This window comes from Variovorax sp. dw_308, from assembly GCF_019207085.1.
Lineage (GTDB): Bacteria > Pseudomonadota > Gammaproteobacteria > Burkholderiales > Burkholderiaceae_C > Variovorax.
On sequence record NZ_JAATOM010000007.1, the window covers coordinates 156,373 to 180,362 of the forward strand.

22 protein-coding genes are annotated in these 23,990 nt (G+C 67.4%); 14 read left to right on the forward strand and 8 right to left on the reverse strand.

All coding sequences use genetic code 11. The features are described 5' to 3' along the window. Positions 1-17: 17 nt before the first annotated feature. The gene (locus HCU76_RS16570) at positions 18-1,322 is read right to left on the reverse strand and encodes an AsmA-like C-terminal region-containing protein (protein ID WP_218510034.1); all 1,305 of its coding nucleotides are present in this window, start codon (positions 1,320-1,322) and stop codon (positions 18-20) included. A gap of 71 nt (positions 1,323-1,393) precedes the next feature. Between HCU76_RS16570 and HCU76_RS16575 the strand changes: the two genes are divergently transcribed. Beyond that, positions 1,394-1,816, forward strand: a complete 423-nt coding sequence (locus HCU76_RS16575) for a hotdog fold thioesterase (RefSeq protein ID WP_213954636.1) — start codon at positions 1,394-1,396, stop codon at positions 1,814-1,816. A 101-nt stretch (positions 1,817-1,917) separates the two neighbouring features. Continuing rightward, positions 1,918-3,219, forward strand: a complete 1,302-nt coding sequence (locus tag HCU76_RS16580) for a solute carrier family 23 protein (protein WP_218510035.1) — start codon at positions 1,918-1,920, stop codon at positions 3,217-3,219. 156 nt (positions 3,220-3,375) lie between these two features. On the opposite strand, the gene HCU76_RS16585 is transcribed toward HCU76_RS16580, so the two are convergent. The 3 genes from HCU76_RS16585 to HCU76_RS16595 are packed head-to-tail and all read right to left on the reverse strand — an operon-like array spanning position 3,376 to position 5,963. Then, entirely contained in the window at positions 3,376-4,557 is a 1,182-nt protein-coding gene (locus tag HCU76_RS16585; RefSeq protein ID WP_371319841.1) for an acyl-CoA dehydrogenase family protein, read from the reverse strand. 20 nt (positions 4,558-4,577) lie between these two features. Beyond that, a complete protein-coding gene (locus HCU76_RS16590) occupies positions 4,578-5,096 on the reverse strand; it encodes a MaoC family dehydratase (RefSeq protein WP_213954638.1) in 519 nt (172 codons plus the stop codon). Positions 5,097-5,144: 48 nt separating this feature from the next. Beyond that, positions 5,145-5,963, reverse strand: coding sequence for a CoA ester lyase (locus HCU76_RS16595; protein ID WP_256354233.1), 819 nt, complete (start codon positions 5,961-5,963; stop codon positions 5,145-5,147). A gap of 134 nt (positions 5,964-6,097) precedes the next feature. Between HCU76_RS16595 and HCU76_RS16600 the strand changes: the two genes are divergently transcribed. The 4 genes from HCU76_RS16600 to HCU76_RS16615 all read left to right on the forward strand — a co-directional run bounded on the left by HCU76_RS16600 (position 6,098) and on the right by HCU76_RS16615 (position 10,839). Further along, positions 6,098-6,883 (forward strand): GntR family transcriptional regulator, encoded by a 786-nt coding sequence (locus HCU76_RS16600; RefSeq protein WP_218510037.1) that lies wholly within the window; start codon positions 6,098-6,100, stop codon positions 6,881-6,883. Positions 6,884-6,967: 84 nt separating this feature from the next. Next, entirely contained in the window at positions 6,968-7,951 is a 984-nt protein-coding gene (locus HCU76_RS16605) for a tripartite tricarboxylate transporter substrate binding protein (RefSeq protein ID WP_218510038.1), read from the forward strand. Positions 7,952-8,084: 133 nt separating this feature from the next. Further along, positions 8,085-9,566: an MmgE/PrpD family protein gene (locus HCU76_RS16610; RefSeq protein ID WP_218510039.1), complete on the forward strand. Its 1,482-nt coding sequence runs from the start codon at positions 8,085-8,087 to the stop codon at positions 9,564-9,566. 10 nt (positions 9,567-9,576) lie between these two features. Further along, the gene (locus HCU76_RS16615; protein ID WP_218510040.1) at positions 9,577-10,839 is read left to right on the forward strand and encodes a CaiB/BaiF CoA-transferase family protein; all 1,263 of its coding nucleotides are present in this window, start codon (positions 9,577-9,579) and stop codon (positions 10,837-10,839) included. Between the two features lie 63 nt (positions 10,840-10,902). Here the strand turns inward: HCU76_RS16615 and HCU76_RS16620 are convergent, their stop codons facing one another. Then, positions 10,903-12,648 carry a wax ester/triacylglycerol synthase family O-acyltransferase gene (locus HCU76_RS16620; RefSeq protein ID WP_213954644.1) on the reverse strand — a complete coding sequence of 582 codons (1,746 nt, stop codon included), beginning with the start codon at positions 12,646-12,648 and terminating at the stop codon, positions 10,903-10,905. A 59-nt stretch (positions 12,649-12,707) separates the two neighbouring features. Then, positions 12,708-13,550 (reverse strand): triacylglycerol lipase, encoded by an 843-nt coding sequence (locus HCU76_RS16625; protein WP_256354234.1) that lies wholly within the window; start codon positions 13,548-13,550, stop codon positions 12,708-12,710. A 204-nt stretch (positions 13,551-13,754) separates the two neighbouring features. On the opposite strand from HCU76_RS16625, the gene minC reads away from it, so the two are divergent. From minC to HCU76_RS16660, 7 genes are all read left to right on the forward strand, one after another. Further along, on the forward strand, positions 13,755-14,504 hold the full coding sequence (minC, locus tag HCU76_RS16630) for a septum site-determining protein MinC (RefSeq protein WP_218510041.1): 750 nt from the start codon (positions 13,755-13,757) through the stop codon (positions 14,502-14,504). A 64-nt stretch (positions 14,505-14,568) separates the two neighbouring features. After that, positions 14,569-15,381: a septum site-determining protein MinD gene (gene minD / locus HCU76_RS16635; protein ID WP_218510042.1), complete on the forward strand. Its 813-nt coding sequence runs from the start codon at positions 14,569-14,571 to the stop codon at positions 15,379-15,381. Positions 15,382-15,384: 3 nt separating this feature from the next. After that, positions 15,385-15,654 (forward strand): cell division topological specificity factor MinE, encoded by a 270-nt coding sequence (minE, locus tag HCU76_RS16640; protein WP_213959003.1) that lies wholly within the window; start codon positions 15,385-15,387, stop codon positions 15,652-15,654. Between the two features lie 221 nt (positions 15,655-15,875). Continuing rightward, positions 15,876-16,415, forward strand: coding sequence for a TIGR01841 family phasin (phaP, locus tag HCU76_RS16645; RefSeq protein ID WP_213959004.1), 540 nt, complete (start codon positions 15,876-15,878; stop codon positions 16,413-16,415). After that, positions 16,412-17,320 carry an alpha/beta fold hydrolase gene (locus HCU76_RS16650; RefSeq protein ID WP_371319842.1) on the forward strand — a complete coding sequence of 303 codons (909 nt, stop codon included), beginning with the start codon at positions 16,412-16,414 and terminating at the stop codon, positions 17,318-17,320. The genes phaP and HCU76_RS16650 overlap by 4 nt, the downstream gene beginning before the upstream one ends. Positions 17,321-17,399: 79 nt before the next feature. After that, positions 17,400-19,121 (forward strand): long-chain fatty acid--CoA ligase, encoded by a 1,722-nt coding sequence (locus tag HCU76_RS16655; RefSeq protein WP_218510043.1) that lies wholly within the window; start codon positions 17,400-17,402, stop codon positions 19,119-19,121. A 134-nt stretch (positions 19,122-19,255) separates the two neighbouring features. Then, positions 19,256-19,504 carry a hypothetical protein gene (locus HCU76_RS16660; RefSeq protein WP_213959006.1) on the forward strand — a complete coding sequence of 83 codons (249 nt, stop codon included), beginning with the start codon at positions 19,256-19,258 and terminating at the stop codon, positions 19,502-19,504. Positions 19,505-19,626: 122 nt separating this feature from the next. Here the strand turns inward: HCU76_RS16660 and HCU76_RS16665 are convergent, their stop codons facing one another. Both HCU76_RS16665 and HCU76_RS16670 read right to left on the reverse strand, forming a co-directional pair. Beyond that, positions 19,627-21,333, reverse strand: coding sequence for a hypothetical protein (locus HCU76_RS16665; RefSeq protein ID WP_218510044.1), 1,707 nt, complete (start codon positions 21,331-21,333; stop codon positions 19,627-19,629). Between the two features lie 299 nt (positions 21,334-21,632). Beyond that, positions 21,633-22,526: a transporter substrate-binding domain-containing protein gene (locus HCU76_RS16670; RefSeq protein ID WP_218510045.1), complete on the reverse strand. Its 894-nt coding sequence runs from the start codon at positions 22,524-22,526 to the stop codon at positions 21,633-21,635. 156 nt (positions 22,527-22,682) lie between these two features. Between HCU76_RS16670 and HCU76_RS16675 the strand changes: the two genes are divergently transcribed. Beyond that, complete coding sequence (locus HCU76_RS16675) at positions 22,683-23,942, forward strand: D-amino acid dehydrogenase (protein WP_213959009.1); 1,260 nt, start codon at positions 22,683-22,685, stop codon at positions 23,940-23,942. The last annotated feature ends 48 nt before the right edge of the window (positions 23,943-23,990 follow it).

Here is a 23,990-nt window from a genome sequence, read left to right on the forward strand (position 1 = left end):
TTGTTGCGGCGAAGCGATCAGGGCGCGGCGCGCTTTTTCTTCTTCGCCGCGCCCTTTGGCGATGGGTCGCCGAACAGCTGTTCCATGCGCTGCCCGATCCGCGCGCCGATTGCAGTGCCTACCCCCGGCAACACCGCGCTGCCGATGGCCGCGCCCGCCAGCGCGCCGCCGGTCAGCGACAGCTCCGGCGCATCCAGCGTGCCGCCGACCTTGAGCGGCACGCCGACCACGCCATCGACGATGTCGACCGCCAACTCGCCGTCGACCTTGCGGTTGAGCATGGTGGCGCTGCCGCTCGCGGTGAGCAGGCCGGAACGCGCCTTCAGGTTGGTGTAGCGCAGCACGATGCCGTTCTCGGTGCCCTGCGTGTCGAGCGTGCCGGCGAGTTCGTCGAGCGGGGTCTGGCCGCCGCGGCTGATGCCGGCCGTGCTCACCGCCCGGGCCAGGTCGAAGCCGCGCAGCAGCGCGGGCCGCACGGTGAACCGGGTGCGTGTGTGCAGCACCTGCCACCACTCGATCGGATTGGCGCCTTCGGCCATGACTTCGGTGCGGCCGTTGATGCGGCCCTCCACGGCTGTCTTGCGCCCGAATGCCGACGTCAGGCCGACGATGTCGACATCGCGCGGCACCAGGTCGGCATGCAGGCGCAGGTTCCCCTCGGGCAATGCCTGCACGGCCGCGGTGCCGCTCCAGGTGCCGCCGGCCACCTCGATGTCGGTGCGCCAGCGGTCGATGCCCTCGCCCTCTCGCGTGAGCTCCAGGCGGGCCGGAGGCGTCACGCCGCGGCGTGACACCTCGGCACGGCGCGGCATCCAGCCGGGGTCGAACTCGATGCGGCCGTCGTAGGCCAGCGCGATGCCGCGCCGGTCGATCCAAGTGACGTCATCGAAGCGGACCTGTCCCACCGGCACCGGGTCCATCGTGAAGGCGCCCAGCGCCGCCGGCGATCCATCGCCACGACCGCGGAACTCCCGCGCCGACGCGCGCGGGAACACCGCCCCTTCGATCTCCACGTCGTCGACGCGAATCCGCCGCGCCAGCAGGTCGCGCAGGCTCGCGTGGAGCACCAGGCGGCGCACGGTGATCGGCTCCTTCTGCACGGTGGCGAGTTCATCCAGCTCCAGAGAAAGGCCGGGCCGCAGCGTCCAGTGCGCGGCGCCTACCCGCAAGGCGACGCCGGTGCGCTGCTCGAACTCGGTCGCCACCCGCGCCGCGACCTGCGCATCGCTCGGCAGCCACCAGGCAAGGCCGCCGAGGGCGATCACCAGCACGCCGACACATGCGGCGGCGATGCCGATGATCCAACGTCGAGAGGCGCTCATCCTTCAAGCTTAGTGCTGGCCGCACGCTCGCTATAGTTTTGCTCCTCTTCTCCTACATACCGAAAGCATCCATGGCCATCTGGCAAAAACCCATCTCGCTCGAGGCGCTGAACGCCGGCAACAAGGGCACCGCCGTCGGGCACCTCGGCATCGAATTCATCGAGATCGGCGACGACTACCTGCGCGCACGCGTGCCGGTCGACGAACGCACCATCCAGCCCTACGGCCTGCTGCACGGCGGCGTGTCGGTGGTGCTGGCAGAGACGCTGGGCTCGACGGGCGCGCACTTCTCGTCGCCCGAGGGCCATCGCGCGGTCGGCCTGGACATCAATGCCAACCACCTTCGCTCGCCCAAGAGCGGCTGGGTCACCGCCACCGCGCGACCGGTGCACCGCGGCAAGAGCACGCAGGTGTGGCAGATCGACCTGGTCAACGAGGAAGGCGACTTGACCTGCGTGTCGCGCCTGACAATGGCGATGCTGCTGCCGAGGTAAGTCCCGGGGCCGCGCTTCGGCCCCGCTGGCGGTGTGAATTCGACGCCTCCGCCGCGGCAGGGCCGCCGCGATGTTTCACGAATAATTCAAGGAGATACCGAATGAGCCAGTCTCAAGATTCCTTCCTGCCGCACTGGCGCGAGGTGCAAGCCGTGCAGGGCACCGTGGTGGCGCCCGACGAACGCCTGCCCTGGCCGCAGACCGCAGCGATGGGCGTGCAGCACGTCATCGCGATGTTCGGCGCCACGGTGCTGGCGCCGATCCTCATGGGCTTCAACCCCAACCTCGCGATCCTGATGAGCGGCGTCGGCACGCTGATCTTCTTCCTCGTCACAGGCGGGCGCGTGCCCAGCTACCTCGGCTCCAGCTTCGCCTTCATCGGCGTGGTCATCGCCGCGAGCGGCTATTCCGGCAGCGGACCCAACAACAACATCGCGGTGGCGCTTGGCGGCATCGTCGCGTGCGGCGTGGTCTACGTGCTGATCGGCCTGCTGGTGCAGGTGGTCGGCGCGGGCTGGATCGAGCGCTTCATGCCGCCGGTCGTCACCGGCGCGGTGGTGGCGGTGATCGGGCTCAACCTGGCCAGCGTGCCGATCAAGAACATGGCGTCGAGCAACTTCGAGTCGTGGATGCAGGCCGTGACCTTCCTGTGCGTCGGGCTGGTCGCGGTGTTCACCCGCGGCATGGTGCAGCGGCTGCTGATCCTGATCGGGCTGATCCTCGCGAGCATCGTCTACGCGGTGCTGACCAACGGCATGGGCCTGGGCAAGCCGATGGACTTCAGCGGCATCGCCAACGCGGCCTGGTTCGGCGCGCCGGCGCTGACCGCGCCCGTTTTCACCGGCCCTGCGATGCTGCTGATCGCGCCCGTGGCCATCATCCTGGTGGCCGAGAACCTGGGCCACCTGAAGGCCGTGACCGCCATGACCGGCCGCAACCTCGACCGCTACATGGGCCGCGCCTTCATGGCCGACGGCATCGCGACCGTGGTGAGCGGCAGCGTCGGCGGCACCGGCGTCACCACCTATGCCGAGAACATCGGCGTGATGGCGGCCACCCGCATCTACTCGACGGCGGTGTTCGTGGTGGCCGCGCTGATCGCGCTGGTGCTGGGCTTCAGCCCCAAGTTCGGCGCGGTGATCCAGGCGATTCCGCTGCCGGTGATGGGCGGCGTGAGCATCGTGGTGTTCGGCCTGATCGCGATCGCCGGCGCCAAGATCTGGGTCGACAACAAGGTCGACTTCTCGCAGAACAGGAACCTCATCGTGGCGGCGATCACGCTGATCATCGGCACGGGCGACTTCACGCTGAAGTTCGGCCAGTTCGCGCTGGGCGGCATCGGCACGGCGACCTTCGGGGCGATCATCCTGTACGCGCTGCTGGGGCGGTCGCGCAACGCGTAGGTCTTTGAATACGGACAGCCGAACGCAGAAGTCGCAGAGGTTTCGCAGAAGTCGCAAAAGAAATACCGGAAGAACTTTCCTTGTCTTCTTTTGCGACCTTTGCGTAACCTTCGCGACCTCTGCGTCCGGTATCCGAACCCGTATCCCGGGCCCCCGTCAAACCCTGTAGCGGTCGATCAGCTGCTTTGCAATCACCGTGCGCAGGATCTCGTTGGTGCCTTCGCCGATGCACATCAGCATCGCATCGCGGTAGAAGCGCTCGATCTCGTATTCCACCGAATAGCTGTAGCCGCCGAAGATGCGCATCGCCTCCTGCGCGCAGAAGGCGCCCGCCTCCGAGCCGGCCAGCTTGGCCATCGCGGCCTCCAGGTCGCAGCGCTCGCCAGCGTCGAACTTGCGCGCCGCCTGCTCGATCAGGCGCTTGGCCGCTTCCACCTGCGTGACCATGTCGGCCAGCTTCATCTGGATCGCCTGGTGCTCGCAGATCGGCTTGCCGAAGGCGCTGCGCTCCTGGGCATAGCGCAATGAATGCTTCAGGGCGCCCTCGGCGATGCCGGCGCCGCGCGAGGCGACGTTGATGCGGCCCAATTCCAGTCCGCCGGCTGTCTGGTAGAAGCCCTTGCCTTCGACCCCACCGAGCAGGTTGGCCTTCGGCACGCGGTAGTCCTCGAAGTTCAGTTCGCACGTGTCGATGGCGCGGTAGCCCATCTTCTTGAGCTTGCCGACCACGTTGAAGCCCGGCCCCTTCTCGGCGATCAGCAGGCTCATGCCCTTGTGGCGCGGTTGCGCGGCCGAGTCGGTCTTCACGAGCAGCAGCGTGCCATGGCCGTGCATGCTGTTGGTGATCCAGGTCTTGTTGCCGTTGACGACGTAGTTGTCGCCTTCCAGCCTGGCGACGGTGCGGATGGCCTGCAGGTCGGAGCCGGCGTTGGGCTCGGTCAGCCCGATGCTGCCGCGGAACTCGCCGCTCGCCATCAGCGGCAGGTATTTCGCCTTCTGTTCCTCGGTGCCGGCGCGCTCGATCGCGGACGCCATGATGAGGTGCGAATTGACGATGCCCGACGGCGCCATCCAGATCGACGACAGCTTGATCACGATCTGCGCATAGGTCCACGACGACAGGCCCAGCCCGCCGTATGCCTCGCCGATGGTGGCGCCGAACAGGCCCAGTTCCTTCATCTGCTCGACGATGTCGTGTGGGTACTCATCGGCCAGGTCGTACTTGCGTGCGACCGGGCGCAGTTCCTTCTCTGCCCAGGCTTCGACGGCGTCGACAAATTCCTGCTGGCTGGAAGAGTCGTGCATGGCGGGCGCGGGGCGTGTGGTGACGGCATCCATTCGTTTGTCTCCTGGCCGGCTCAGTAGCCGACCTTGTCTTCGACGCTGTGGCCCTGCTTCGCGATGAGCATGGTGCGGGTGAAGGTGCAGACCACCTTGCCGTCCTGGTTGGTGCCGATGGTGCGCACGGTGACGATGCCGGCGCCGGGGCGCGAGGCGGACTCGCGCTTGTCCAGCACTTCGGAGGCGGCATAGAGCGTGTCGCCGGCAAACACCGGGAAGGTCATCTTGATGTCGCCCCAGCCAAGGTTGGCGATGGCCTTCTGGCTCACGTCGGTCACGCTCATGCCGACCATCAGCGCCACGGTGAACGGGCTGCACACGATGCAGCGGCCGAACTCGCTGGCCTTGGCGTATTCGCCGTCGAAATGCATCGGATGCGTGTTCATCGTGAGCAGCGTGAACCAGGTGTTCTCCGTCTCCGTGACGGTGCGCCCGGGCCGATGCTCGTAGACGTCGCCGACGTGGAATTCCTCGTAGTGGCGACCGAAGCTTTCGCGGTAGCGCTGCTCGCCGATTTTCTTGATGACCTGGACCATGGTGTCTCCTGTTGGCTGTTGATTTCGGGGGTGAAGAGGGAAGGCGGTTCAGCGCTGGCCGGCCCGGGCCAGGATGCGCAGGGCGTTGCGGACCACCGGCGCATCGACCATGCCGCCGCGGAACATGAAGGCGCCCGAGGCACCCTCCGCGGGGAGCGCGTCGCGCAGCGCAAGGGCCCATTCGATGCGCTCCGCCGGCGGCATGAACGCGTCGTGGATGACCGGTATCTGCTGGGGGTGTATCGCCGTCTTGCAGTCGAAGCCGAGCGCCAGCACACGCCGGGTTTCGTCGGCCAGGCTTTCGGGCTTCTGGAGGTCGATGTGGGGCACGTCCCAAGCCTGCAGATCCGCGGCGCGGGCCGCATGGAGGATGCGGGCGCGTGCATAAAGCAGCGCGTCCCAGCCGAACTGCGCGCCCAGTTCGGCCGACAGGTCGGCGCCGCCGAGCATGAGTGCGGCCAGCGGCCCCCCGGCCTCGGCGATGGCCGCGGCACCGTCGATGCTGCCGGGCGTTTCCAGCAGCGCGACGAGGCTCGGGCACCTGGCGCCCAGCCATGCGTGGATGCACTGGACGTCTGCCGCGGCTTCCACCTTGGGCAGCAGGATCCAGTCGGGCATCGTGGCAGCTTGCGCCAGCGCGAGCACGTCGCGCAGCCCTTCCAGCGTGCGCACCGCATTCAGGCGCAGCGCCACGGCGGGCTGTGCCGGGCCGGCGGAGCGCTGTGCGAGCCAGTGCAGCGCATCGGCGCGGGCCGCCTCCTTCCTGGCGGGAGCGACTGCGTCTTCCAGGTCGATGCAGACGAGGTCGGCGCCGGCCGCCATGGCTTTCACGAATCGCTCGGGCTTCTCGCCGGAAACGAAGAGCATGGAACGGGGCGGGGCGGCGGGAGAGGCGGTGGAGGTGGGCAAAAGGCTTGTCTCGTCGGCGTTTATTTGTCCGTACAATAACCCAAGTTTTGCCATGCTGTCAACAAAACAGTCGGCAATGGGATGATTGGCACGTGAGCACCGCCCCCACCACCACTCCCCCACCCGCCGTCGACGAAGACGCCCCGCGCTACATGCAGATTGCGCGCGAGTTCATTCGCGGCATCGCCGACGACACCTACCCGCTCGGCGCTCATCTGCCGACGGAAGCCGAACTGTGCGAGCAATTCGGCATCAGCCGATTCACCGCGCGGGAGTCGATCCGCGTGCTGGTGTCCGCCGGCCTGGTCACGCGGCGCCCCCGCATCGGCACGGTCGTGATCGCCAAGCCGGACACGGCCCGCTACGCGCAGGAAGCCAGCGCGCTGCCCGACCTGCTGCAGTACGCGCGCGACACCGACATGCGTTTCGTCTACATCGGCAAGGTCACGCTCGGCAAGGCACAGGCGCAGGAGTTCGGCGTTTCTCCAGGGGAAGAGTGGACTTATGCGCTTGGCATCCGCTACGCCAGCGACCCCGGAAGCACCGACGCGCCGCCCGCGCAGTCGCGGCCGTTCTGCATCACGCGGCTCTTCCTGAATCCGCAGCTCGAGGGCATCGGCGCCCTCCTGCGCGAGCGAAAGACGGCCGTGTACGCCCTGATCGAACGCGAGTACGGCCTCGCGATCGACCGCGTCGAACAGGAACTCAGTGGCGCCGTGCTCGACGCCGACGATGCCGCCAATCTCGGCGCCCCGCCGGGCGCGCCGGCCCTGCGCATCGTGCGGCGCTACTACGGCAAGCAGGACCGCCTGCTCGAGTACGCCGACAACGTGCATCCGAGCGATCGCTTCACCTACCGGATGAATCTGCGGCGCTGAGCGTCCCGGCCGCGCGCGCCGGGCAGTTGACACTGCGGCCAAAGACTCCTATATTTGTCCGTACAAATACCGGAGACATCATCCATGCCCAAGCTTCGCCGCTCACTCCTCCTCGCTTCGCTGCTCGTCGGCGTCGTGCTGGCCCCGCTCACCGCGTTGGCGCAGAGCGACTACCCCAACAGGGCCGTCAAGGTGCTGACCGGTTTTCCGCCAGGCCAGGCCACCGACACCCTGGGCAGGATCGTCATCAACAAGCTTCAGATGGCGCTGGGGCAGGCCTTCTTCGTCGACAACAAGCCGGGCGCTGCCGGCATCATCGCGACGCAGGCGGCGATGGCCGCGCCGCCCGACGGCTATACCCTGCTGCTCACGTCGTCGGGCCCGCTGGCGGTGAACCCCGGCCTCTATGCCAAGCTGCCCTACGACCCGGTCAAGGACTTCGTGCCGGTCGGCGGCATCGCCATCGTGCCGGAGGTGCTGGTGATCAACATGGACGTGCCGGTCAAGGACGTGAAGGGACTCGTCGCGCTGGCCAAGTCGGAACCCGGCAAGATCAACTACGCCTCCGGCGGCGTGGGCGTGACCAACCACCTGGTCACCGAGATGTTCCGCAGCACCACCGGCATCGAGATCAACCACGTGCCCTACAAGGGCGGCCCACCGGCCCTCACGGACTTGATTGGCGGGCGCGTGCAGATGATGTTCGAGACCTCCGTTGCGACGCTGCCCTTCGTCAAGCAGGGCAAGCTGCGGGCGCTGGCGGTCAGCAGCCCTGAGCGCATCGCCGCCGCGCCCGAACTGCCGACCATCGCCGAGCTGGGCTACCCCGGCTTCAGCGGCGTGCCATGGATCGCGATCATGGCGCCGGCGCACACGCCGCCGGCCATCGTCGCGAAGCTCAACGCCGAGATCAACAAGGCCCTCAAGAGCAAGGACGTGCACGACAGCTTTGTCGCGCAAGGCGTCGAGCCGCTGGTGAAGACGCCGGAAGAGCTGGGCATCTTCGTCAAGTCGGAGATCGCCAAATGGACCAAGGCCGTCAAGGACTCCGGCGCCAAGGCCGAGTAGATGCTTCCTCCGAGGCGCTGCGGCGCTGCCCCTCGAAGGGCGCGCACCCGGCGGCCCGGCCAAGCCGCCTCGCGGTGCCCCCGAACGGGCCTCACTGCGCTCGCCACCCGTTGAACAACCCACCTGGATCGACATGACCGCTACGACCGACCCCCGCCCCGACCGCATCGCCACGACGCTGGCCGGCTTCACGCACCGCCTGCGCCTCGGCGAAGTGCCCGCCGAGGTGAGCCTGCGCGCGCGCCACCTCATGCTCGACGCCATCGGCTGCGCGCTGGCGGCACGCCAGGAGGATTTCGCCCTGCGCTTCGAGAAGGCCGTGCATGCACTGCCCGGCGCCAATGTGCCGGCGGCATGCACCGCCGGCGCGATCGGCTTCGCGCGCCGCCTGCCGCTGCGTGACGCCGTGCTGCTCAACGGCGTGCTGACGCACGGCCTCGACTACGACGACACCCACATGGCCGGCGTGCTGCACCTCAGCGTGAGTGTGCTGCCCTCGCTGTTCAGTCTGGCCGCCGCGAACGACGCCAGCGGCGCCGACATGCTGGCCGCCTACATCGCCGGACTGGAGACGGGCGCGCGCATTGCCAGCGTCGCCAGGAGCGGCTTCCACGGACAGGGCTTTCATCCGACGGGCGTGGTCGGCGCGTTCGCCAGCGCGCTGGCCGTCGGCCGGCTGCTCGGCCTGGATGCCGACGCGCTGGTGGCGGCGCAGGGCGTTGCGCTGTCGCTGGCCAGCGGCAGCCTGCAGTTCATCGAGGACGGCAGCTGGACCAAGCGCATCCACCCCGGCTGGGCCGCCAATGCGGGCCTGACCGCCGCCACCTTTGCGCAGCAAGGCATCCCCGCGCCGGACGCACCGTATACGGGCCGCTACGGGCTGTTCCGCAGCTACCTCGACGCCACACGCCAAGCCCAGGTCGACATGGCCCTGGGCACCGCCGGCATCGGCGCCGATGGCCGGGCCAGCACCTGGGAACTCGACAACATCGCGGTCAAGCCCTTCCCGATGTGCCACTTCGTCCATGCCAGCGCCGACGCGGCCATCACGCTGCACCGCAACGGCATCGACGTCGCCAGGATCCGCAGTGTCGAAGTGGCGGTGCCCGCCGGCGTGGTGCAGTCCGTGTGCGAGCCGCTGGCCGCCAAGCAGCGCCCCACCAGCGACTACGAGGCCAAGTTCAGCCTGCCCTATGCGGTTGCGAGCGGCCTGCTGCGCGGCCGGCTGGGCCTGAAGGAACTCGAACCCGCGGCCTTCGGCGACGCCACCGTGCGGGCGCTCATGCAACGCATCCACTACGTCGAGGACCCGGCGTCGACCTTCCCGCGTCATTACACCGGCGAGGTGCGCGTCGAGATGGAGGATGGCAGCACGCAGGTCCAGCGCGAGCCCATCAACCGTGGCCATGCCGAACGGCCACTGACCAACGACGAGGTGCGCGAGAAGTTCATGGACAACGCCACGCTCTGGTTCCCGCGCAGCCATGCGGAAGCGGTGTGCGAGCAAGTGCTCGCGCTCGACAAGCTTCCCTCGGTGCGCACGCTCGAATCCCTGCTGGCGACGGACCCATCCATGCCGGCCCCTGCCACCACGTCCGCGGCAGTCATGCACTGAACACCCCATCATGTCCAAGCCCACCTCCTCCCTTCCCCTCGCCGGCCTGCGCGTCCTGGCCGTCGAGCAGTACGGCGCCGGCCCTTTCGGCACCTCCTACATGGCCGACCTCGGTGCCGAGATCATCAAGATCGAGAACCACAAGGACGGCGGCGACGTCGGCCGCCATGTCGGCCCGCACTTCTTTGGCGAGGAAGACAGCCACTTCTTCCAGACCTTCAACCGCAACAAGCGCAGCATCACGCTCGACCTCAAGCATCCCGAGGGCATGGCCGCGTTCCGCAAGCTCGCAGCCGGCGCGGACGCGGTGCTCGACAACCTGCGCGGCGACCTGCCGGTGAAGCTCGGCCTGACCTACGCCGCGCTCAGGGACGTGAATCCGGCGATCGTCTGCACCCACCTGTCCGCCTACGGCCGCGAGGGTTCGCGCCGCGCCTGGCCCGGCTACGACTACCTCATGCAGGCCGAGGCGGGCCACCTCACGCTCACCGGCGAGCCCGAAGGTCCGCCCACGCGCTACGGCCTGTCGATCGTCGATCTCATGACCGGCCTGGTCGCGGCCTTCGCGCTGCTGGCGGGCGTGACGCGCGCGCGGCGGACCGGCGTGGGGCTGGACATGGACACCTCGCTGTTCGACGTGGCCCTGCACAACCTCAACTACCCCGGCACCTGGTTCCTCAATGCCGGCGTGGTCACCGGTCGCACGGCGCGCAGCGGGCATCCGAGCCTGGTGCCGAGCCAGCTCTACCGCACGCAGGACGGCTGGATCTTCATCATGTGCAACAAGGAGAAGTTCTGGCCGATCCTGGCGCGCGAACTCGGGCATCCCGAATGGGCGACCGACCCGCAACTCGCCACCTTCGCCGTGCGACTGGCCAACCGTGACCGCGTGACGCGCCTGCTCGACGACGCGCTGATGCAGGCGCCGACGGCCCACTGGATCGACCGGCTGTCCGGCAAGGTTCCGGTGTCGCCGGTGTTCGACGTGGCGCAGGCGCTGGAGAACCCCTTCGTGCAGGAACGCGACGGCGTGCTCGACTACGACTACGAAGACGGCCGCGCCGCACGCATGATCGCCAACCCCATCCGCGTGCCGGGCGTGACCTTGCCGCACCGCGCCGCGCCCTGCATGGGTCAGGACAACGACGCGCTATTGCGCGAAGCGGGCTTCGACGATGCGGCCATTGCCAAGTTGCGCGATCTGGGCGTGATCGCCGAGTCGCGCGAGGCGCATGCACTGGCCGAAGACATCGGTCACGCGGCCGGGCCCTGAGCCACGCGCTCGCTCCAATGAAAACGGCGCCCTCGAGGGGCGCCGTTCTTCATGGCGGATGCCTTATTCGGCGGCGGCGGCTTCAGCGGGCTTGGCCGCGGTCTTGCGCGCGCGCGTCTTCCTTGCGGGTGCGGGGAGTTCCGCCGCGGCGACCTTCTTCGCGGGGGCCTTCCTGGCTGCGGGCGCCTTCGCAACGGGCGCCTTTGCAGCGGGCTTCCTTGCAGCGGGCTTCCTTACGGCGGACTTTTGCGCAGCGGGCGCCTTCGCCCGGCCGCTCGCCGGCGCCTCGACGACTTCCGCCTTTGCCTTCGCCACTTCGGGCGCAGCGTGCGGCAGGGCCGTCTTTGCGGCGGCAGCCTTGGCGGCGGAGCCCGCGGACTTCGCATCGCCCGGCAGCGTATTCGTCAGCTCCAGCAGCATGCGGTGCTCGGCCAGCATGTAGTCGCCCAGGTCGGTCAGGTCGGGCAGCACGCGGCGGCATGCGATCAGGCCGTAGTCCATGCGGCCGTTGTAGCTCTGCACCGTGATGTTCAGCGCCATGCCGTGGCTGGCGATCGACACCGGGTAGTAGCAGGTGACGTAGGCGCCGGCGAAGTACATCGGGAAGGGCGCGCCGGCCACGTTCGAGATGGCCACGTTGGCCATCGGCGGCACCACGTTGACCAGGCCCGAGCGGCCGTACATCGTGGCCATGCCCGACATCAGCCAGGGCGCGGCGAACATCGGGAAGTCGTCGATCATCACCGACTTGAAGCGGTTCATCACACCCTTCGCCGAGGTCGACGAGGTGTTGATGGCGCGCATGCGCTCGATCGGGTCCTTGATGTCGGTCGCCAGGCTCACCAGGATCATGCTGGCCTGGTTGTTCTGGGTGTCGTCGCCGGCTTCGCGCGTGCTCACCGGCACGCCGGCCACCAACGACTGCTCGGGCAGCTCGTTGGTGTCCTTGAAGAAGTGGCGCATGGCGCCGGCCACGGTGGCCATCACCACGTCGTTGAGCGACACGCCGAAGTGCTTGCCGATCGCCTTGGTCTCGGCCAGCGAGATGGTGCGGCCGGCAAAGGTGCGCTGGTTGGTGATGGAGACGTTCAGCACCGTGCGCGGCGCGAACAGGTTGAACTTCTTCGGCGCCGCCTTGGCGTCCTTGCCCTCGGCGGACTCCACCGGCTTGGCCAGGCCCGCGATGGCCTTGACCAGCGCAGGCGCCATCTTGTACAGCTTGACGTATTGCTGCACCGTGTTCTTCATGGCCGCGCTGGCGAGTTCGGCCATGCCGAGCTGGTACTTGTTGCCGCGCGGCTTGATGCGCGGCGGCTTGATCACGCGGCCGGTGGGCGCGGTGTCGAAGATCGCCTTGCCGACCTCGACGCCGGCCTGCCCGTCGATGCCCGCATGGTGCACCTTGGTGTAGAGGCCGACCTGGCCGCTCTTGAGGCCGTCGATGATGTAGAACTCCCACAGCGGGCGGCTGCGGTCGAGCAACGCCGAATGCAGCCGCGCCACGACCTGCTGCAACTGCCGGTTGGTGCCGGGGCTGGGCAGCGTGATGTGGCGGAAGTGATGGTCGATGTCGAGGTCGTCTTCCTCCACCCAGACCGGGTTCGACAGATCGAAAGGCATCAGCGCCAGCTTGCGGGTGAACACATCCGCCAGGTGGATGCGTGCCAGCATGTTGGCCTTGGCGTCCTCGAAGAAGTTGCCCTTGTAGCCCTCGGGCAGGTCGAGCACGTTCAGCGAGCCGACGTGCATCGGCATCTCGGGGGTTTCAAGGTGCAGGAAGGTCGAGTCGAGTCCGCTCAGGTGTTTCATGTGTTGTCTCGCTGTTCGTACGTAGCTGTGAAAGTTCTTCTCGCCGGCGCCCGCAGCGCTCAGCGGGACGGGCTGACGGCAGGATACAAGGCGCGTTCGGGGCCGGTCGGCTTGAAGTGTTTCCATCCGTCTTCCGGCTGCGCCAGCCGGTCGCCGATGGCATAGAGCGCCAGTGGATGCACTCCGAGACCGGAGTGCGAAGCACAGACGATCTCGATATTGTCGCTGAGGGGCCCCTTCTTCTCGATGCTGCAGCCCCAGGCGACGATGCCGTCGGAGCGGGTGAAGATCGCCGTCATCGGCACCCCCGGCGGCGGACCGTCGCCGCGCTCGCCGGGGTCGACGTCGTTGCGTCCGCTGACGAACTTGTAGAGCTGCGACGCATTGCTGCTGCTGTCCGGGTCGCCATAGAGCGGGCTGCCGAGCGCCATGGCCTGGCGCACCCTGTCGGGCGACTCGCGGGCCATTTCACGGGCATACACCCCGCCGAGGCTCCATCCGATGACGCTGACCTTGCGGCCGGACTGCGCATGCAGGTCGGCGAGCGTCTTGCGCAACCGGGTCAGCACGCCCTTGCGCGGCCCCACGTTGGGGCCCTGGCCCCAGCCGGAGGTCTGGTAGCCACGCGAGTTGAGAAAGCGGCGCAGCGGAATGGTGGAGTTGTCGTCGGCCATCAGGCCCGGCAGAACCAGTACCGTGTGCCCGTCGCCCTTCGGCACGCGCGACATGAGCCAGGGCATCGCCAGCGGCAAGGCCGACAACTCGAGAAGAGCCCGTCCCTCGAGCAACATCAGCAGCCTGGAAGGCCTCCTCTCGTCGGGGGTCTTGCCGAAGATGCTGCTGAAAGGCAGGACATCGTTGAGGTTGAGGTTCAAAGGCACTCCCTGTTGGATATTGACCATGAAGGGCATTCTGAGAGCACGGCCACAAAAGTGGAGCACTTCCGCGTCGCGGCCGCGACTAGGGTTTTTCCGCACGCATCTGGCGGGCGCAGGAGCCGCCGCAAGTGCAACCTCATGCAAAGAATGTTGGCGCAGGCGGTCCTCCACGCCGGGGCATCCCGCTGCGCCCGTTAGACTCCAACGCTTTCCGCAAAGACGTTTTCCATGGCAGATGCATCCGCCGCGCGTACCCGAGCGGTTTTCGAATTCAAGAGCGCGACGCTTCCGCTGATTGCGGTGATCCTCAAGACGGCCGACCTGGCCGTGCTCACCGAGGCCATCGACGCACAGCTTGCGGACTCTCCCGATTTCTTCGAGCAGGAGCCGGTGGTCATCGACCTCTCGCAATTGCCGGGCGAGGACGTCGCGGCGACGCTCGATTTCGCCGCATTGCGCACCTTGCTGGCGCGCCACCAGACGCAGCCCATCGCGGTGCGCGGCGGGAGCGACGCGCAGAACAAGGCCGCGCGCGCCGCCGGCCTGTCGATCGCGGCCATGCCGGTGGCACCGCCGGCCCGCGCGCCTGCGCCCGCCGAGGCGCCCAGCCCCGCGCCGCAGATCGTGCGCGAGGTGCCGGTGCCGGCCAATGGCACCCTGGTGATCGACAAGCCGTTGCGTTCCGGCCAGCAGGTGTATGCACGCGGCGGCGACGTCATCGTGACCGCCGTGGTCAGCGACGGCGCCGAGGTCATCGCCGACGGCAACGTGCACGTTTATGCCCCGTTGCGTGGCAAGGCAATTGCAGGGGCTCGCGGCAACACCGCCGCGCGGATCTACACGACCTGCCTGGAAGCCCAGCTCGTGGCCATCGCCGGGATCTACCGCACCGCCGAGGTGCCGTTCCCGGCCGCGGTGGCCGGCAAGGCGGCGCAGATCAGCCTCGACGACAAGAAGCTCGTGATCGACCCGATATGAACGCCCGAGGCGGCCCGGCGGCCGCAAACTCATTCGACAGTATTTGAATTCAGAAGGAACGTAGATGGCCAAGATTGTGGTGGTGACCTCGGGCAAGGGCGGCGTCGGCAAGACGACCACGAGCGCGAGCTTTGCATCCGGGCTCGCGCTCGCGGGCAAGAAGACGGCGGTGATCGACTTCGACGTCGGCCTGCGCAACCTCGACCTGATCATGGGTTGCGAGCGTCGCGTCGTGTACGACCTGATCAACGTGATCCAGGGCGAGGCCAACCTGAACCAGGCGCTGATCAAGGACAAGCAGTGCGACAACCTGTTCGTGCTGGCCGCCTCGCAGACGCGCGACAAGGACGCGCTCTCGCAGGAGGGCGTCGAGAAGGTGTTGAAGGACCTCTCCGACATGGCGTTCGACTACATCATCTGCGACTCGCCTGCCGGCATCGAGACCGGGGCGCTGATGGCCATGCACTTCGCCGACGAGGCGCTGGTCGTGACCAACCCGGAAGTCTCCTCGGTGCGCGACTCCGACCGCATCCTGGGCATCCTCAGCAGCAAGACCAAGCGCGCAATCGAGGGCAAGGAGCCGATCAAGGAGCACCTCCTCATCACGCGCTACAACCCGAACCGCGTGGCCGGCGGCCAGATGCTGTCGCTGGAAGATATCCAGGACATCCTGCGCATCAAGCTGATCGGCGTGATCCCCGAATCCGAGACCGTGCTCAACGCGTCCAACCAGGGCATCCCCGCCATCCACGACAAGGGCACCGACGTCTCCGAGGCCTACACCGACGTGGTGGCCCGCTTCCTCGGCGAAGACCGGCCGCTGCGCTTCATCGATGCGCAGAAGCCCGGCTTCTTCAAGCGCATCTTCGGGAGATAAGCCATGTCCTTTCTCTCGTTCCTGCTCGGCGAAAAGAAGAAGACGGCCACCGTTGCCAAGGAACGGCTGCAGATCATCCTGGCCCACGAGCGCAGCGGCCGCGGCAGCCGGCCCGACTACCTGGCCGACCTGCAGCGCGAACTGGTGGCGGTGATCTCCAAGTACGTCTCGATCAAGCCCGAGGACATCAAGGTGCATCTGGAGCGGCAGGACGATCTCGAGGTCCTCGAGGTCAAGATCGAATTGCCCGACGCGATGGTGCCTGCGCGTTGAAACCGCCTGACGCGCAAACCGGTCTTCCGACAGCCACACACGCCCGCCAGCCCTGCGCTCGCGGGCGTCGTTGTTTGGGACAGGACCCTTCGCGCCACTCAGTCCCGCGCGGGACAGCGGGAAAGCCCGATGCAAAAAAGTGGGGATGAGGCTCCACGAACGTGCGCTCTCAGCGTATCGTGTCAGCCCAATTCATCAACCCCCCAGAGGAGATTCACGCCATGGCAACTGCAAAGAAGACCGCCGCCAAGAAAGCTGCAGCCAAGCCTGCAGCGGCGCCCGCCGCAAACCCGGTGCAGGACATGCAGGAGGCAATGACCAAGCCCTTCAAGGGCGCGGTCGAGAAGCTGAAGAGCCTGAAGCTGCCGGGCGTGCCCGAGGCGTTCAAGAACGTGAATCTGCAAGGGGCGGCCAGTGCCGTGCTGGACAACCGCCGCAAGGACCTCAAGGCGCTGGTCGAGGCCAACGAGAAGTCGTACAAGGGCCTGCAGGCCGTGGTGCAGCGCCAGGCCGAGATGCTCAAGACCAACATTGGCGAATGGCAAAGCGCCGTGAAGGGCATGCCGGGCAAGGACCCGAAGGAAAACCTGGCCAAGCTCGACGAGATGGGCCGCGCCGCCTTCAAGCAGGCGCTGGCCGACATGAAGGAGCTGGCAGAGCTGGCCGCTAAGTCGCAAGCTGACGCGTTCAACGTGGTGCGCGATCGCATCAACGACAACGTGAAGCAAGTCAGCGATCTGCTCAAGACCGGCGGCAAGTGAGTCAGCCGAGCTTCGCGAAAGCCAACGGCGTCGAGCTCGCTTGGGACAGCTTCGGCGACCCGGGCGCGACGCCCCTGGTGCTGGTCATGGGGCTGGGCGCGTCAATGATCGCCTGGGACGAAGTGTTTTGCGCGCACCTGGCCGCTGCGGCCGGCGTTCGTGTGATCCGCTTCGACAACCGCGACGTCGGACTGTCGACCTCGATGGCCCAACTCGGCGTGCCGGACGTGCAGGCCCTGATGATGAAGGCGCTCGCGCGCCAGTCGTTCACCACGCCCTACACGCTGCACGACATGGCCAATGACGTGGCGGGACTGATGGACACGCTCGGCATCGCGCGCGCCCACATCGTCGGTGCGTCCATGGGCGGGGCGATCGGCCAGGAAATGGCGATCCATCATCCGGGCCGCATGCTGTCCTTCACGAGCATCATGTCGTCGACCGGGGACCCGTCCCTGCCGCCGCCAACCCCCGAGGCGCTGGCCGTGCTGTTCACCCCGGCGCCACCCACGCTGGAGGGCTACATCCCTCACTACGCCAAGGTGTGGCGCGTGCTGCGCGGGCCGCATCCCTTCCCGGAGGACGAATCTCGCGACGAGGCTCGCGCCCGCGCCGTTTTCGCACGCGGGCTCAACCCGGCCGGCACGGCGCGCCAACTGGCGGCCATCTTCGCCTCGGGCAACCGCAAGCCGGCACTGCGCAACACCCGTGTGCCGACCTTGGTCATCCATGGCGACGCCGACCCGCTGGTGCCGGTGGAAGCCGGCATCGACGTGGCCGCGGCCATTCCCGATGCAAAGCTCCTGCGCCTGCCCACCATGGGCCATGCCCTGCCGGTGTCGCTCTGGCCACCGGTGATCGAAGGTATTGCCAACCATACGGCGCGGAACGCATCCACGCGCTGACTTCGAGACTCGGCGCCTGGCGGCGGTCCGCTGCCAGGCCCCCCTTCCCCCGCCAGAAAAACATCCCAAGGAGACAACGATGGCCAACAACGCCCACCCCTGGACCTCTTCCTATCCCGCTGGCGTTCGCTGGGATGCACCGCTCACGATCTCGCCGGTGCAGCAGTTGCTCGACGATGCCGCTGCCCGCTGGCCGGACCAGCCCTTCCTCGACTTCATGGGCCGGCGCATCACGTACCGCGAATTCGGCGCGATGGTCGACCACGCGGCCAGCGGTTTCCAGAAGCTGGGCGTCAAGCCGGGTGTGCACGTCGGCCTCTACCTGCCCAATTCGCCGCACTACCCGATTGCCTTCTTCGGCGTGATGAAGGCCGGCGGCACGGTGGTCAACTATTCGCCGCTCGATGCCGAGCGCGTGCTGGAGCACAAGGTCGAGGACAGCGAGACCGACATCCTCGTCACGCTCGACCTCGCCGCGCTCTATCCGCAGATGTCGCGCCTGCTGGGGCATTCGCGCTTGAAGAAGCTTGTCGTCGGTTCGCTGCCCGAGTACTCGGCCGCGCCGGGCTCGATCCGCGCTCAGATGGAAGCCGGCAAGCTGCTGGCCCCGGTCGCCATCGACGACTTCCACATGAGCTTCGCCCAGTTGCTCGACAACGACGGCGAGTACACCACGCATCCCTTCGGCGACCCGGCCGAGACCGTCGCGGTGCTGCAATACACGGGCGGCACCACCGGCCTGCCCAAGGGCGCGATGCTCACGCACGGCAACCTCACGGCCGCCTGCAGCCAGTATGTCGAGAGCCTCTCGGGCGACGACCCCATCGTCAACTTCGGCGAGGAGCGCGTGCTCGCGGTGCTGCCGCTGTTCCACATCTACTCGCTGACCGTGAACATGCTGATGGGCATCAAGCTCGGCGCCGAGATCGTGCTGCACACGCGCTTCGACCTCGAGACCGTGATGAAGGAATTCGAGGCCAAGAAGATCACCATGTTCGCCGGCGTGCCGACCATGTACACCGCCATCGCCAACCATCCCAAGGCGAAGGAGATCAACATGACTTCGCTGAAGTCGTGCGGCTCGGGCGGCGCACCGCTGCCGGTGGAAGTGGCGCAGAAGTTCTTCGCCATGACCGGCTGCAACCTCAACGAAGGCTGGGGCATGACCGAGACCTCGCCCACCGGCAGCTTCACGCCGGCGCGCGGACGTCGCAAGGCCGGCTCCTGCGGCATGCCGCTGCCGGGCATCCTGCTGTCGATGCGCAGCCTGGACAACCCCGACCAGCAGGTGCCGACCGGCCAACGCGGTGAGTTGTGCATCTCCGGGCCGAACGTGATGAAGGGCTACTGGCACAACGACGCGGCCACCCGCAGCAGCATGACCAGCGACGGCTTCTTCCGCAGCGGCGACGTGGCCATCATGGACGAGGACGGCTTCGTCTTCATCGTCGACCGCACCAAGGACATGCTCCTGTGCGGCGGCTTCAACGTCTATCCGCGCACCATCGAGGAGGCCATCTACGAGCACCCGTCGGTCGAGGAGGTGTCCGTGATCGGCATTCCCGACGCCTACCGCGGCCAGACGCCCAAGGCCTTCATCAAGCTCAAGGCCGGCGCCGAGCCGTTGACGCTGGAGTCGCTCAAGACCTTCCTGAAGGACCGCCTGGGCAAGCATGAAATGGTGGGCGAGATCGACGTGCGCGCCGAACTCCCGAAGACCGCCGTCGGCAAGCTCTCCAAGAAAGAGCTCTACGACGAGGAAAACGCAAAGCGGACAGCGGCCGAGAAGGCAGCTGCGTAACCAGGGGCCTGTTACCGGCCACCAACTGCACGGTTTGCGTACTGGAAGTTTCGACAGTCAGAAAAAAGGAATACGCCGGCAACTCGTACGGCGTACATTGGGGTTCTCATTACAGGTTCCAGAACGGACAAGCAATGGCAGCAATTTCTCGTGCGTCCAAGTCGCTCGAAGAAGCGAACAAGCGGGCAGCACAACGTGAACGACTGAGGCAGGCCCTCCCGGAAACGGTGGACCGGCTCAAGCAGCGCCACGCGGACCTGATCGATGCAGACGACATCGAGGCCTACGTGGCGCTGAACTGGCTCGAATGGCACGGCGGCGGGCTGCGACTGACCATCACCGGTCGCAATGTGCGCGCGCAGTTGGCGCCTTCCTCGATCTGAGCGCGGGGGGCCCCAAGCGCCCCAGCGCCCTCTCTTGCGCCCAGCGGCCTTGCCGGTCCCTGGTGATTCAATCCGGCCACCCGTTGGTTCGCAACTTCTTGGCAGAGTCCTGCGCCCAGGTCCTAGCGCTCCGGATTGGCCACGTTCACGGAGGTCCGGGTCAGCCCGGTGGCTGACTCTTCTCCCACAGCCGTCGAGCCGCGTGGATGAACCGGCGTGTCGACCATGCGCAGCACCGCCGCGACGGTGAGCACGCCAGCGAGGCCGATCGCGACCGCCAGCGCCAGCTGGGCCGCCAGCGAGCGCATCGGCGAGTGCGGCGCCATCTGCCACGATCCTGGCGTGGGCGCAGCAGTGCCGACCGCCTTGGCGAACGGATCGCTCGCCGCCAGCGGCATCGGCCCCGAGGTGCTGGCCCAGCCTTCGGGTGGCGCCTCGGGCGTGAGCCAGCCGAGGTGGTAGCGGGCCGACGCGGCGAGCGCATGGTCTTCCACGTGCTCGGCCAGCGTGAAGGATTCACGCAGCAACTGGGCGGCCAGTGGCGGATAGCCTTGCGCGAGTTCCAGCGTGCCGCGCTGATGCAGCGCCCAGGCCCGCTCGCGTTCATCGCCGATCTTCCAGGCGGCCTTTGCGTGCCAGTCGAGCGCGCGCTTGGCTGCATCCCACTGGCAGGCGAGCACCAGGGGAATGTCCCAAGCGCGCACGATCGCCATCACGTCGAGCCACGCATGCGCCTCGCGCGCAGCGCCCAGCGCCGACCAGATCAAGGGCAAGGAAACCAGGCCGGATGCCATGGCGCGCGGTTGGCGGCTCGCGCGGTGCGCCAGCCGCACCAATCCGTCGATGCGCCGCTGACTGACGAGCACGGGCGACGCCTCCAGTGCGGCCACGACATGCGGTATCAGCCGCACCTGCCCGTCATCCTGATAGACCCAGCCGGCGCCGATCAGCAGCTCGATCGCGAGCAAGGCATCTCGCTTGCCGCTGAGATCCGTCATCACCGCGGCCTGCACGGCCTGCGGGTGGAACGCGGCCAGCATGTCGAGCACCGCGCGCGGGGTTGCGTCGAGCCGGTCCAGCGATGCCGGATCGGCCCCGCCGCTGCGCGAAAGCCGTTCTGGATGGCCGCGCGTCGCGTGGCACTCTGCCAGCGCCACGCCGAGTTCGGCGCCGACGATGGGCGCACCGCGCAGGCGTTCCAGCAGCGCCATCGAGTCGGCCGCGGACAGCCCGCCCAGCACGATCGGCCCGGCTTCGCGCTGCAGCCGCGGCTCATGCGTGGCGAGCAGCACCGCACAGCCCGGGGCGACGTCCTGCAGCTGCTCGATGGCGGCATCGTCGAGCGCCGCATCATCGACCAGCAGCAGCGCCCGCTTGTCCACGAAACGCTCGCGCAGCTCGCGCCGCGCGGGACGGCATCGTTCCTCGACGCCAAAGAAGGCTTCGAACAGGGCTTGCAGCAGGTCGGAGCCGCCGTAGGTGCCGGGCGGCACGCGCACCACGCCGCCCTCGAAAAGCGATTGCGCCTCGGCGCCCGCGCGGCGCAGCATCCAGCTCTTGCCGATGCCCTGCTCGCCGGTGAGTTCGACCGAGGTCAGGCCGAACTGCAGCGAACCCACGACGATGCCGGTGGCTTCCTCGCGGTCGATGAATCCGGGGGGCGTGGCCGGCGCGCGGCGATAGTCGATGCCGCGCTCGACCACCTCGCGCTCGCCCAATGAGATGTGGACGTTCTCGCCGTTGCCCGCCGACAGCACGCCCTTCTGCCGCTCCATGCGGAAGTGATTGGCGCCCTCGGCGCGAGGAAGTGACAGGGCGGCGACCGGCAAGAGCTTCCTTTGTGGAAACCTCGCGCGCATCGGATGGCGCACGTTGGTTAGCGCTCCCTTAACTTCCTCAAATGTAGATCACAAGTACGCAATTCGCCAAAGGGGTTTAGGCGTGGTCACGGGCTTCGCGGGGCTCACGGGCAACGCGCACGGCCCCACCCGGAGTTGAACGTCAGCCCTGAAGGCGTGAAGATTTCGTAGCGAGGGCGCCGAGGTCGGGTTGAGGAGCGGAACCGTACTCAAGTACGGCGAGCACCGCAGGCCCGAGATCGGCGTCCGCAGTAGAAATATTCACGCCTTCAAGTCGCTGGCTTGTCGTTCGGCGCCTTGATGTTGTCCTGCAGTTGCGGGCTCATCGGCAGGCCGATCGGCTGGTTCTTCGGCGGGATCGGTTGCACGAACCACTTGTCGTACAGCTTGGCGAATTCGCCCGACTTCATCATCCCGGTGATGACGCCGTCGACCAGCGCCTTGAACTGCGGGTCGTCCTTGGGCAGCATGCAGGCATAGGGCTCGACCTGCAGCGACTCGCCGACCACTTCGAGTTCGCCCGGCGACTTGGCGTTGGACTTGAGGCCGAACAGCAAGATGTCGTCCATCGCGAAGGCAGTCGCGCGGTCGCTCTCGACCAGCAACAGCGCGTCGGCATGGTCCTTGGCCGAGATGATGTCGATGTCGAGCTTCTTCTCCTCGTTGTACTTGCGCACGACCTGCATGTTGGTGGTGCCGGCGGTGATGGCCACCTTCTTGCCCTTGAGGTCGGCATAGTCCTTGACGCCCGCCGTCTTCTTCACGAGCAGCCGCGTGCCGGTGTAGAAGTGGTTGATGGCGAAGCTCACGTCCTTGGCCCGCGCGGTGTTGTTGGTCGTGGAACCGCACTCGAGGTCGATGGTGCCGTTGGTGATGAGCGGGATGCGGTTCTGCGAGGTCACCGCCATCAGGCCGACCTCGAGGTTGGGCTTGTTGAGTTTCTTCTTGACCTCGGCCGCCACGGCATTGGCGATGTCGACCGAGAAGCCGATGGGCTTCTCGGGCCCGTTGAGGTAGCTGAACGGCACCGACGATTCGCGGTACGCGAGCGAGATCTTGTTGGCCGCGGTGATCTTGGCGAGCGTGTCGGCCGCCTGGGCGCCTCCCGCCACGCTGGCGAGGCCCAGCAATACCAGGGCGGAGGTCAGGGCAGAAATCTTCATGAGGCAAGTTCCCTTCAGGGTTGTGGTTATGGTCGGTGAATGGTCAGTCTAGGAGCGAAGCGCGCCGGCCTGCCCCCTCCTTTTCCCGAACGCACGCGCCCCGGCTACAGTGGAGGACAGACAACGACCCACCCCTGAAGAACGTCGAACCATTTCATGCAAGTCACAGTGCTCGGTGCCGGCATCGTCGGCCTTGCTGCCGCGTGGGAGCTTTCGTTGCGCGGCCACTCGGTCACGGTGATCGACCGGGCCGCACCGGGCCATGGTGCCAGCGGCGGCAATGGCGCGCAACTGAGCTACTCCTATGTGCAGCCGCTGGCCGACCCGTCCATCTGGGCCCAATTGCCGAAGCTGCTGCTGTCGCGCTCCTCGCCGCTCAAGCTGCGCCCGCAATTCGATCCGCAACAGTGGCGCTGGGGGCTGGAGTTCCTGGGCGCGTGCAATGCCGAGACCTCGCGCAGCACCACGGCGCAACTCCTCGCGCTCGCCGCGCGCAGCCGCGCAGGCTTCGAGTCGATGATGGCAAGGCTGCAGCCGGACTGCGACTTCTCGGCCACCGGCAAGCTGGTGATCTACCGCAGCCAGGCAGCCCTCGACGGGGCGGCGCGCCAGGTCGCACTACAGAGTGAACTGGGCAGTGCGCCGCAACGGATCGTGTCGCCCGACGAGTGCATCGCGATCGAGCCCGCGCTCGCGGCCGTGCACGACGAGATCGCCGGCGCGGTGTACACGGAAAGCGAATGCGCCGCCGACTGCCTGAAGCTCTGCATCGCGCTGGTCGATTCGCTGCAGGCGCGTGGCGTGCATTTCATGCTCGGCGAGACGATCGACGGCTTTGCGCTGCGCGGCGACAGTGTCAGCGCGGTGACGACCTCGCGCGGCGCGGTCGATGGGGATGCGTTTGTCCTGTCCCTGGGCAGCGCGTCGAATGCGCTGGCGCAGCGGCTCGGCGTGCGGCTGCCGGTGTATCCGCTGAAGGGCTACAGCATCACGCTGGCGGTGGACGAGACGCCGGGCGCGGCGCCCCTGGTGAGCGTGACGGACAGCGCACACAAGGTAGTGTTCGCGCGGCTTGGCCGGCGCTTGCGCGTGGCCGGCATGGCGGAGCTGGTCGGGGCGGATGCGTCGATTCCGGCGGCGCGCATCGAATCGCTGGTGGCCTCGACGCGCGCACTGTTTCCGGACTGCAGCGACTTCGCGGAACTGAATCCATGGACCGGCATGCGCCCCGCGACGCCGACAGGGTTGCCGATCATCGGGCAACTGCCTGGCGCGCCGAGGAACCTGCTGTTCAATACGGGCCACGGGGCGCTTGGCTTCACGCTCTCCTTCGGCTCGGCGGGCCGCATCGCCGACGCGCTCAATCAATTCGCGCCTTCGTCCGCGCCGCCCGAGACGGGGTGGGGGCGTGTGTAGCCGGGCTTGAATTCGGGAGCGGACAGCCGAACGCAGAAGTCGCAAAGG

What these genes read in the sequence shown, in the direction of transcription:
- HCU76_RS16610 (WP_218510039.1), top strand. Translation starts at nt 8,085, where the DNA reads ATGACCGCTACGACCGACCCCCGCCCCGACCGCATCGCCACGACGCTG.
- HCU76_RS16660 (WP_213959006.1), top strand. Translation starts at nt 19,256, where the DNA reads ATGGCAGCAATTTCTCGTGCGTCCAAGTCGCTCGAAGAAGCGAACAAG.
- HCU76_RS16570 (WP_218510034.1), bottom strand. Translation starts at nt 1,322, where the DNA reads ATGAGCGCCTCTCGACGTTGGATCATCGGCATCGCCGCCGCATGTGTC.
- HCU76_RS16670 (WP_218510045.1), bottom strand. Translation starts at nt 22,526, where the DNA reads ATGAAGATTTCTGCCCTGACCTCCGCCCTGGTATTGCTGGGCCTCGCC.
- HCU76_RS16580 (WP_218510035.1), top strand. Translation starts at nt 1,918, where the DNA reads ATGAGCCAGTCTCAAGATTCCTTCCTGCCGCACTGGCGCGAGGTGCAA.
- HCU76_RS16675 (WP_213959009.1), top strand. Translation starts at nt 22,683, where the DNA reads ATGCAAGTCACAGTGCTCGGTGCCGGCATCGTCGGCCTTGCTGCCGCG.
- HCU76_RS16625 (WP_256354234.1), bottom strand. Translation starts at nt 13,550, where the DNA reads ATGGTCAATATCCAACAGGGAGTGCCTTTGAACCTCAACCTCAACGAT.
- HCU76_RS16595 (WP_256354233.1), bottom strand. Translation starts at nt 5,963, where the DNA reads ATGCTCTTCGTTTCCGGCGAGAAGCCCGAGCGATTCGTGAAAGCCATG.
- HCU76_RS16620 (WP_213954644.1), bottom strand. Translation starts at nt 12,648, where the DNA reads ATGAAACACCTGAGCGGACTCGACTCGACCTTCCTGCACCTTGAAACC.
- HCU76_RS16590 (WP_213954638.1), bottom strand. Translation starts at nt 5,096, where the DNA reads ATGGTCCAGGTCATCAAGAAAATCGGCGAGCAGCGCTACCGCGAAAGC.
- minC (WP_218510041.1), top strand. Translation starts at nt 13,755, where the DNA reads ATGGCAGATGCATCCGCCGCGCGTACCCGAGCGGTTTTCGAATTCAAG.
- HCU76_RS16585 (WP_371319841.1), bottom strand. Translation starts at nt 4,557, where the DNA reads ATGGATGCCGTCACCACACGCCCCGCGCCCGCCATGCACGACTCTTCC.
- HCU76_RS16655 (WP_218510043.1), top strand. Translation starts at nt 17,400, where the DNA reads ATGGCCAACAACGCCCACCCCTGGACCTCTTCCTATCCCGCTGGCGTT.
- minE (WP_213959003.1), top strand. Translation starts at nt 15,385, where the DNA reads ATGTCCTTTCTCTCGTTCCTGCTCGGCGAAAAGAAGAAGACGGCCACC.
- HCU76_RS16605 (WP_218510038.1), top strand. Translation starts at nt 6,968, where the DNA reads ATGCCCAAGCTTCGCCGCTCACTCCTCCTCGCTTCGCTGCTCGTCGGC.
- HCU76_RS16615 (WP_218510040.1), top strand. Translation starts at nt 9,577, where the DNA reads ATGTCCAAGCCCACCTCCTCCCTTCCCCTCGCCGGCCTGCGCGTCCTG.
- minD (WP_218510042.1), top strand. Translation starts at nt 14,569, where the DNA reads ATGGCCAAGATTGTGGTGGTGACCTCGGGCAAGGGCGGCGTCGGCAAG.
- HCU76_RS16575 (WP_213954636.1), top strand. Translation starts at nt 1,394, where the DNA reads ATGGCCATCTGGCAAAAACCCATCTCGCTCGAGGCGCTGAACGCCGGC.
- phaP (WP_213959004.1), top strand. Translation starts at nt 15,876, where the DNA reads ATGGCAACTGCAAAGAAGACCGCCGCCAAGAAAGCTGCAGCCAAGCCT.